The organism is Terriglobia bacterium, from assembly GCA_036496425.1.
GTDB lineage: Bacteria > Acidobacteriota > Terriglobia > 20CM-2-55-15 > 20CM-2-55-15 > 20CM-2-55-15.
The window spans coordinates 1-9,107 of the sequence record DASXLG010000314.1 but is presented as its reverse complement, the minus strand read 5'-3'; the positions used below and the strand labels follow the sequence as shown (position 1 = coordinate 9,107).

The 9,107-nt window shown below is 55.1% G+C and carries 8 protein-coding genes; 2 read left to right on the top strand and 6 right to left on the bottom strand.

Annotated elements, in window-relative coordinates:
• From VGK48_23005 to VGK48_22980, 6 genes are all read right to left on the bottom strand, one after another.
• Window positions 1–596 (bottom strand): hypothetical protein (locus VGK48_23005; protein ID HEY2384055.1); only part of this gene is annotated, 596 nt, incomplete at its 3' end.
• A gap of 323 nt (window positions 597–919) precedes the next feature.
• Window positions 920–1,519 carry a hypothetical protein gene (locus VGK48_23000; protein ID HEY2384054.1) on the bottom strand — a complete coding sequence of 200 codons (600 nt, stop codon included), beginning with the start codon at window positions 1,517–1,519 and terminating at the stop codon, window positions 920–922.
• A gap of 56 nt (window positions 1,520–1,575) precedes the next feature.
• Window positions 1,576–2,637 (bottom strand): Gfo/Idh/MocA family oxidoreductase, encoded by a 1,062-nt coding sequence (locus VGK48_22995; GenBank protein HEY2384053.1) that lies wholly within the window; start codon window positions 2,635–2,637, stop codon window positions 1,576–1,578.
• A 26-nt stretch (window positions 2,638–2,663) separates the two neighbouring features.
• The gene (locus VGK48_22990) at window positions 2,664–3,722 is read right to left on the bottom strand and encodes a sugar transferase (protein HEY2384052.1); all 1,059 of its coding nucleotides are present in this window, start codon (window positions 3,720–3,722) and stop codon (window positions 2,664–2,666) included.
• 32 nt (window positions 3,723–3,754) lie between these two features.
• The gene (locus VGK48_22985; protein HEY2384051.1) at window positions 3,755–5,239 is read right to left on the bottom strand and encodes a CpsD/CapB family tyrosine-protein kinase; all 1,485 of its coding nucleotides are present in this window, start codon (window positions 5,237–5,239) and stop codon (window positions 3,755–3,757) included.
• On the bottom strand, window positions 5,239–6,915 hold the full coding sequence (locus VGK48_22980) for a hypothetical protein (protein HEY2384050.1): 1,677 nt from the start codon (window positions 6,913–6,915) through the stop codon (window positions 5,239–5,241). Before VGK48_22980 ends, VGK48_22985 begins: the two co-directional genes overlap by 1 nt.
• 234 nt (window positions 6,916–7,149) lie before the next feature.
• Here VGK48_22980 and VGK48_22975 point away from each other — a divergent pair, with 234 nt between their 5' ends.
• Window positions 7,150–7,725, top strand: coding sequence for a hypothetical protein (locus tag VGK48_22975; GenBank protein ID HEY2384049.1), 576 nt, complete (start codon window positions 7,150–7,152; stop codon window positions 7,723–7,725).
• A 16-nt stretch (window positions 7,726–7,741) separates the two neighbouring features.
• Entirely contained in the window at window positions 7,742–8,743 is a 1,002-nt protein-coding gene (locus tag VGK48_22970) for a hypothetical protein (protein HEY2384048.1), read from the top strand.
• Window positions 8,744–9,107: the final 364 nt, after the last annotated feature.

The window sequence follows — 9,107 nt, the reverse complement described above, 5'->3', positions numbered from 1 at the left end:
AGGCGCGCCACATTCGGGACCGACATGTCATAAGAAAAATCGAGATCCTGGAACCAGTCGGCATTGCGGTACAGAATGGGGGACCGGAAGCCCAAGGCACCAAATTCCCGAGCGTAGCTATTGATGTGTTTCGCATCCCTGAGAAAGCTTTTGTGGTCCCGGAAAAGATTTCCATCGTGGTCCAGCCCCTGGACGTTTACTTCAAATCCGCGGTCCCGGATCAACTGAAGATACGAGAGGGGAACCGCATACCTCTTCTGAGGCACGATTTGAAAGGACGCTTTAATGGAATAACTGTCATCCAGATCCATCAGCGTGGCACAAAAGTCCCTGCCGGCAGCAGTCTCAACGTCGTGCGTCAGGATGGCGCAAGACTGATGTCCGTGAGGCCAGAACCAGATGAATGGCAGCCGGTCGATCCCTGACGACTGCATGCCAAGCGCAAGCACTTTGTGGAACAATCGATCGACGCTGTCATCGATGGGCCACTTTGGGAAGGCAATCCTGCGCCAGTCTCCTAGATAGATCTTTTGTAAGTACTTTCGGAGTGACACGGGCAGCGCGGGACGGATGGCATAGTAGATATCCCGAATCAACGATCTTTGAATCCTCGCTTGCCAGCCCGAAAAACCTTGATAACGTTCATTTCTCAAATTGTCGGCCACTTCATCGATATCGAAGGGCAGGACTATAGATGAGCTCCGTTGTTGAAGTGCGCCCCGGTGGCTGACGAGTTCTCCGTTTGCAGATGAAGCAACGGCCCCATCTACAGTCTGTCCATAACAAACAACATCCCCAAAACGGAAAAAGCCCTTCGGCTCTTGCAACACCTCGCTCGTCTGGAAGTTCGGAAGAACGGGCGCACAGCGATAATAATGGTCAAGAACGCGGGAGCAGCGTACGGACGAGGATAAGGTCATTACCGCCATAGAAGATAGAAGCGAGCATAGAGGTAGGCGACAGCCTCGCCCTGAACCTCGCGGAAGCCCTCGCTGGTTGCCCACCAATGTGTTGGATCGTATAGTTCGTCCGTTAAAGCGATAACTCCGATTTTTCCCACACTTCCGAATGCCTGTTGGAACAACAGGCGTGAGCGGCGTGCATGCGGACCAATTGTGGCGACGTCCGCGGACTGAATCGGTACCTTATTTCGGATGAACCACTCCTTAGCTGCGGTTGCGGCACGGTAAGTTCTGTCGCGCTCCACGGCTGGATAAGCGATTATTGTTACAGCGTCGCACGGAACTCCGTATTTGGCGAGAGTGTCCACAACATCATGGCTCTGCGGATACCAATACCGATCCAACTCCTGGTCACCATATACTTCTTCCGCGATCAAGAGGCCCCGATAGTGTCCATTGCGATACGCCGCTGCCGTTTGCCGCAACACACTCCTGCTGGAAATCGTCCAACCTTCAAGAATGAGGTAATCGTGTAATCTGGGATCATTGATTGCAAGGAATGGGTAGGCGCCGTAGATTGTGGTCGCTCCCAATCCAATGGCCAGGACGACAGCCAACGCTTTTGCTCTCAGTGTCAGAACCCAACACTCTCTACGAGCGATGAACCCCAACCTCAATGTGCAATTTCCGATGCCATCTGCTTTGCAGGCGTGCTGCAGTACACCATCTTGCCCTTTTGAGACATCGATTCATCGATGGCTTCGAGCATCTGAACGACGCGCAGACCCGCATTACCGTCATTAAATGGGTTCTCGCCATTCAGAACGCAATCCACAAAGTATTGTGTTTCGTATGTCAACGCTTCGACCTGCTCGAGGCGCGGAACCCACAGATCACCCGCCCGGTAACTTACACGGAGATCGTAGGCTCCATTCGATGTCGTGCGCTCGACACCCTTGTCATAGATCTTGATCTTTTCGTCGGCCTCGAGGTCATTCCAGACAAGCATTTTCTTCTCGCCGCCGATAAGCGTGGTCCGGACTTTGACTGGGGATAACCAGTTGACGTTGAGGTGGGCGATGACCTTGTCGGGGAAATACATCGTGACGAAAGCCATATCCTCGACACCATTGACGTGCTTTTCGCCCGTCGCAACGATCGCCTCCGGCCCGCCGGGAATCAGGTGGTCGATGATGGACAGATCATGCGGAGCGAGATCCCAGACGACATTCGCGTCGTGCTGGAACAACCCGAGATTCACGCGTGTCGAATCGTAATAGTAAAGGTTGCCCAGAAGACCGCTGTCCATGACCTCGCGAATCTTACGAACAGCACCGTTGAACAGGAACGTGTGGTCCACCATGACGCGCAAATTCTTGCGTTCGGCAAGTTCGATCAATTCCGCGGCTTCAGCGGTGTTCGCAGTGAACGGTTTCTCGACAAAGATGTGTTTCCCATTCTCGAGCGCTCTCTTTGCAAGCGGGAAATGATGCGATATAGGAGTCACAATGGCCACGGCGTCGATTTCGGCGCTCAGCAGGATGTCATCGGGATTGGTTGTCACCTCCATCGCTGGATAGTTCTGCCGCACCCGTTGTAAAGACTTCGGGCTCAAATCACAGACGCAGGTGACGGTCGCGCCCGACGCATTGTAAAAATTGCGGACGATATTCGGTCCCCAGTAGCCGTAGCCGATAACACCGATTTTCAATGTGGAAGAGTTTTTGTTATTCACAAGCCATCCTCGAAGTATTGCTTTTGTTAATAGGCGCCGTCACCGCTGATCACGGCCAATGGCGTTTTGAAAAGTATCTTCAAATCCAACCAGATCGAGCGATTCTGTATGTATCGAAGGTCCATCCGCACCATCTCATCAAACGTCGTGCGGCTGCGGCCGAAGACCTGCCACTCGCCGGTAATGCCAGGCTTCACCTCAAGGACCCGCCGCCGATGCCATAGCAAATAATTTTCAAATTCATAGGGAATGGGCGGGCGGGGGCCGACCAATGACATTTCACCGCAAAGGACATTCAAAAATTGGGGAAGCTCATCAAGACTGCTCTTGCGCAAAAATCTGCCGATTCGAGTCACGCGTGGATCGTTTTTGATCTTAAAGGCGCCGGCCGATGGATCCACTTTCTTGGTGATGAGATTCTGAACGTATTGCCGATGAATTTCCGGATTATTATTCACAATCATGGAGCGAAACTTGAGAAAAATGAATTTCCCGCCAAACTGCCCAATCCGCTTTTGCCGGAAAAAAATCGGACCCTCGGAAGTGAGTTTGATCAACGCCGCGATCACAACGAACAGGGGCGACAAAAGAATGAGAGCGGCAAGACTTCCTGCGACGTCGATTGCGCGTTTCAGAAACATGGAATGCGTCGTTCCGGTACGGGATTGGTTCTCTTCCGAATAAAAAATGTGATTTGCAACATCGTCATCCGGAAAGAGATGACAGGAGATCCGAACACGGTGTCCCTGCATTTCCCCGAGGTGATCGACCACCAGACACTTCGTGCGCTCGACAACCACGGCCTCGAGGGTTTCCCGCTTGGTTTCGTTGAGTTCGGTGAGGATAACGCCGATCGTGGAACCTTCTTCGTACCAGCCCGTAATATCGGTTTCGCGCATGGCAGCGGCGATAGCTGAGGCGACGCGCTCAAGATCCGGGGCGGCCGCAGAGGCGCGAACCGATTCCAGGTCCACGAGGAGCAGGCCAAAGCGGCCTTCGGAACGCTCGCATCTGCGGCGCTCGAGGGAAAGCAGACGCCGGAAAAGAGGTTCAGCGGCAAGGGGAATTGGAGTTGTTTGCTTCATTGCATTCACCTTAAGGTTGAAGTGTCCTTACTTCAGGGTTCGAGATAACTCCTGCGGGTGCTGCGGACTTTCGTAATCTTGGCCTCGCCGCTCTTGTCCTCGCCGTAGTAGTAGCCAAATTGATGGTTGGTGTGGAAAAGCATCGGCTTTACGTCATTAAAAACCACACCCAGCAATTTATTCCGGTCCGCCGCTGCAAAGGCGTGATCGATGCTGCTGTAAGAAGTCTTACCCCGGCGCACGACGAGCAGAACCGCATCACTCAAAGCACTCACAATCCGCGCGTCGGAAATCGGTGAATACGGCGGCGCGTCCAGGATAACCGTGTCAAAGTCTTTGCGCAGCTGCTCCACCAACTGCTTCATCTTCTTCATGGACAGGGCCTCGATCGGATTCGGGGCCAGGCCACCGGCAGTCAGGAAATAGAGATTCTCCAGACGGCGAACATAGCAGTAGGGACTCAGATGACCGTTTCCGAGATATTGCAAAAGGCCGGGCTCGGTCGGGACGCCCAGATACTTGTCCAATGCGGGATTTCTCAAATCGCAATCCACGACGGCGACACGCCGGCCGGGATCGAGCGCGAACGAAAACGCCAGATTCGCGCTAATCAGAGACTTGCCATCCTGGGCATCGGGGCTGGAGACGGTGATCACCTGGATCGGTCTTTCCGAATTCGCCTGCCGGATCCGAATCTTCAAATTCTTAAACTGTTCGCTCGTAAACGACCCTTCGTTTCTCGCGACTTCCAGTTTTTCGTTCAGAACGGCATCCGTAACGACGGGAATCAAGGCTTCGAAATTAAAGCCGGAAGCGGCAACCAGTTCCGTATGTTCGGGAGAGTCTTCGACGTCATCCGCCTCGCTCAGCACGCCTAAGCTGTCGAGAACACCCAGGATCTTCTTCACGTTTATTTCCGAAATGCCTGTCCTGCCGGACAACTCATCCACTGTACTAGCACATCGGAGCTCGTTGAGAATCGACAGTTCCTGGGGAAACCAGGAAAAACCCGAAAGATCAGCGCCGGTTGCCAATGTAAGGCGTACATCATCCTCCAGCTCCACCGGTCTCGAATTATTCCGGCACATTTCGAGCTGGACATGGGAAAAGCTGAGCTTCGCGGGAACGTAGTAAGAGCGTAACGAGCCGGCAAACGACTCGACTTCAAACGTGCTCGTCAAAACATGTTCGACCAGGTCCACCGCCTGAGCACGGGCGGCCGCTCCAACGTCGGATCGATCCAGAAGCTTTTTCTCAACGGCAGCCTCCGCGAAGCCGATTTTCCGGCGTTCTGCCTCAGACTGGATTGCATCTGTGTCATCAGGCTGGAGCGATCCGTCTTTGACCAGATAATCGCCGATGCGGCGTGACTCCAGATTCGATGACGCCGCTTCGATCAAACCCTCGCGGAAGAAAAGCTCGACGCGCTCGCCCGTACTTCCGGCCAGAACGAGCATGCCCGTGCGCCGCTCTTCGTGAAGCCGGCGAATTTCGTCTAAAACCCGTTTGTGCTGCACTATTGTTTGTAAATGAGTTTCTGAAGCAAAGGGTCCAGTTGCCTCAGGATGAAATTGTGCTTGAGAAAAACGCCATAAAGACAGGCGCCGTAAACCAGAACACCGGCCATCGAGGCAACAAGGGCCTTGAAATTCCGAACACGCACTGCCGCCAAATCGGAATCCGTCAAAATTTCGGGGATTTCGACTAAAACCGGCAATCCCCACAACGCTTCGATCTGGGAGTGCGTCCATACTTTCTGCCGGGCGATATCGATGCCCGCGGCGAATGCCATCGAGGCCAGCAAACTGAACACACAGGCGGCGAGAAAGACGGCCGTCTTGTTGGGTTTATCCGGATCCAACGGATAATTGGCCGGATCGACAATGATGAACTGAGAGCCCTTCTGTTTGCTCTCGAGACTCTCGGATAGTTTCGCCTGAGCCAGCTTGCCCTTCAGATCCTCGTAGTCTCTTTTTAGATCGTTCGTCTGGCGCTCGACCTCAGAAATATCCTGCTCGGTCTTGGGAGTGTCTTCGACGCGCTTGCTATATTTCCCGATTTCCGACTCGATAAAAGCCTTTTCTTTCTGCCGGATTTCCAACTCCGTCTTCACTTGTTCCAGCTGCGACTGCAATCTCAGGTAGGCAGGGTTCGGGTCGCCAGCACTCTGGCTTGGGGCCGGTGTCGGGCTGGAAGGCGCTGTCGCTTCCGTTGGGGGCTGACCGGATGCCGCCGCGAGCAGCGCCGGTGGCAGTTTATCTTTTATCCGATCCAACCGCGCTTTTGCGGCCAGAACCTCCGGATGTTTCGGAGTGTATTTGGACGACAGGTCCGCGTATTCCTGTTCGGCCTTACGATACTCTGAGAATTGAGCATTAACTTCAACGGATACTGGAACCCCGGAAGGAGTCACCGCCACCGGAGCCGGCTTCGGCAATATTGCCGGTGTCTCGGAGGTTTCGCGCTCCAGGTTTAAGCGAATCGTCAGTTCGCGATCGAGGGCCTCCGCGTTGGCATTTTTTTCGAGAGCGAGGCGATCCAGTCCTCTGAGATTCACCTCCCGTTGATCCGGGAGCTCGAATTGGCGCGAGGCTTTGAAATCCTTCAGCTTCGCTTCGGAATCATTCAACTGCTGGGTTACTTTTTCCAGCTCGGCTGTGAAAAACTCGGTCGTACCAAAAACCTGGTCCTGCCGGACCTGATTGTCTTGCTCGATAAAGAGAGTGGTCAGCTTGCTTGCGATCTTCTGAGCCAGCTCCGGATTCGCGTTCCGGTAAGAAATGCGAAAATACGTCAAGGGCAGTTCGACGCCATTGCTCTTTTCGAGCGTGAAATCGATGTTGATCTGATTCCGAAGCTTCACCACTCGTTCGTCCATATTCAGCCTCGAGAGCTCCGGAAGGCTGTCGCCGAATTCCCGAAAAATCTGAATCAGATTTGTCCTGCTCAAAACCGTTTGTTCGATGGCTTTCAGACGCTCCTGTGGAGTGCCGGAAATCAAGTCCTTCACGAAGTCTTTAGGAACGTCGCGGGGCCGGATCAGAATCAACGTTTCCGAAACATAACTCTTCGGCAGAAAGTGCGTGAGCACGGCGGCCGTCAAGGAAAGCGCAATGAATGGAGCGATAACCCACCACCGGCGCCGTACCAGCAATGCAAGAAAATCTTGAGAGGTCGTTAGTCCAATTTTCATCAGTAACAGCTCCGGGCGGAGAAACGGCAGGCAAAAAGGCGGCAGATGAGCTACCGCCACTACGGTCCCATGTTTATGGATGTTGCAGGGACGTCAGGCTTACTAGAACCGTCCTCCATTTTTCATTCGCATGCTCATCTGTCAAGCCATATTTTTCCCGGGCGGAGCCGGTAAAACCATGGATAATGATCGGTCCGCTTGTGAGGAGGCTTAGGTCCGCAAATGAGAAAAGGAATGCGCAAACGACTGCAGCAATGGCCGCTCGTGGCGCTTTGCCATCTGCTCGTATTGCATTCGGCCTGGGGCCAGCCGCTGCCCGCGCAGCAAGGCCTGCACATTGTTGTTGTCGAGGGCGAAGGCGCCAGGAATGTTACCGAACAGATTCCGGCGCGGCCTATGGTCGTACGAATTCAGGATGCCAATGCCCGGCCAGTAGGCGGCGCTGCGGTCACGTTTACGGCCCCCGAAGGCGGACCGAGCGGAGAATTCGCGAACGATTCACGCAGCGTGCGTCTGGTGACAGGTCCCGATGGGATTGCCAATGCCGGTCCATTTCACCCGAATGCGTCGGATGGACCGTACCAGGTCGTGGTCAAGGTGGAATTTCAGGGGCAAATGGCGACAGCCAGCATCTTGCAAACGAATGTGGCGAAGGGTGGAGGACACAAGAAGCTGATCCTGATCTTCGCTATCGCGGGGGCCGCGGCGGCTGCTGCAGTTGCCGCCCACAGCAACAGCGGGAGCTCGTCGAGCTCATCGAGCGGTACCACCATCACTTTTGGAGGAACCGCAGTAGGCGCGCCCAAATAACTGCACGAAGGAACGTATGCGTTTTTTGCCTATTCTAATTTGTCTTGGTCTGGCCGTCGGAAACGTCGAGGTTCGGGCCCAAACGTCGTCCATAAACGGCCCGCTGGTCGGATTTCTGCCGGACGAAGCCGGCGCCTCGATCTTTCCGATCGCCGGAATTCCCGGTGCTTCGGTCCTGGCGGCTCCGATTCAACTCAACAGCGCGATTCATGGGGCCGTTATCGCTCCCAAACAGGATTATGCGCTCGCCGTTAGCAATAGCGACGCGAGCGTCGTCCTTGTAAACCTGGCCAACCTGTCGGTTGTTGCAGTCGACGGCGCGCAGGCCGCGCCGGCGTTGCTGGCCATCAGCCCTGGTGGAAAGGCGGCGGGCATTTATAACGGCGGGTCCCGAACCGTGCAGGTCATTCAGGGCCTGCCGTCGGCGCCGGCAGTGACCGCCTCTCTCGACGCGTCCCAAGTTGCGGGACAGCCGACCGCGATTTCGATCAGCGACGATGGAGCCGTCGTTCTGATGAAAACAGTGACGGACGACGGGGGTTCCGGCCTGTGGGTTATCCCGTCATCGGGTACCGTCTCCCGGCTGCCGATCGCTCAACCTGCGGCGGCGGCTTTTTTCGTCAATAAAGAGGATGCCATTGTCAGTGATGATGCCACACAGAGCGCATTCATCGTGATGGATGCCGGGCGGGCGGCGACTCAGGTGCCGCTGGTGTCGGCGGTGGATGGAATGACGGGATTTTCCAGCATTGCGGCGTCGGATGACGGTGGCAAGGTGTTTCTGCAGGATGGGAGTTCAGGCAACGTCGCGATTGTGGATGTGCAGACGAGGACGTGGAAGGTTGTCGCTTGTGGATGTCAGGCTAAGGGACTGATGCGGCTGAACGGGAATTCGATATTCCGGTTTGCAAATGCCTCGACGCAGCCCGTGATGGTGCTGGACGCGTCCGGGGTTGAGCCGAGAATCGTGGTGGTGCCGCCGCCGAGGTTTGTGGCGATCATGGGGTATGCGCAATGAGGCGCGTCAGTAACCCCAAATGCGATGAGATAAACATACCCCGCCTTTTCAAGGCGGGGTGCCCGAGCGATCAAACGTTAGAACGCTCGGGCGGGCGCGAAGCGCGAGCCCGAAAGGGCGAAGCAGCAATAGCGGTTATCCAGGAACCGCGCAGCGCACCTTATTTGTTGAAGTTACTAACCACCCCGTCTGCGCCGCTGAGGAACGGGACCTTCTTCTTGATGGCGCAGCCACCCCTCCTTGAAAAGGAGGGGAATGTCGAGAGTCGCGGCCTGGGTCGGTCCCTAGCCCTCCTCCTATTTTTCATATTTTCTGCTCAACTGGCATTCGGGCAAACCCAGCTGCAAATCACGACAAGCTCGCT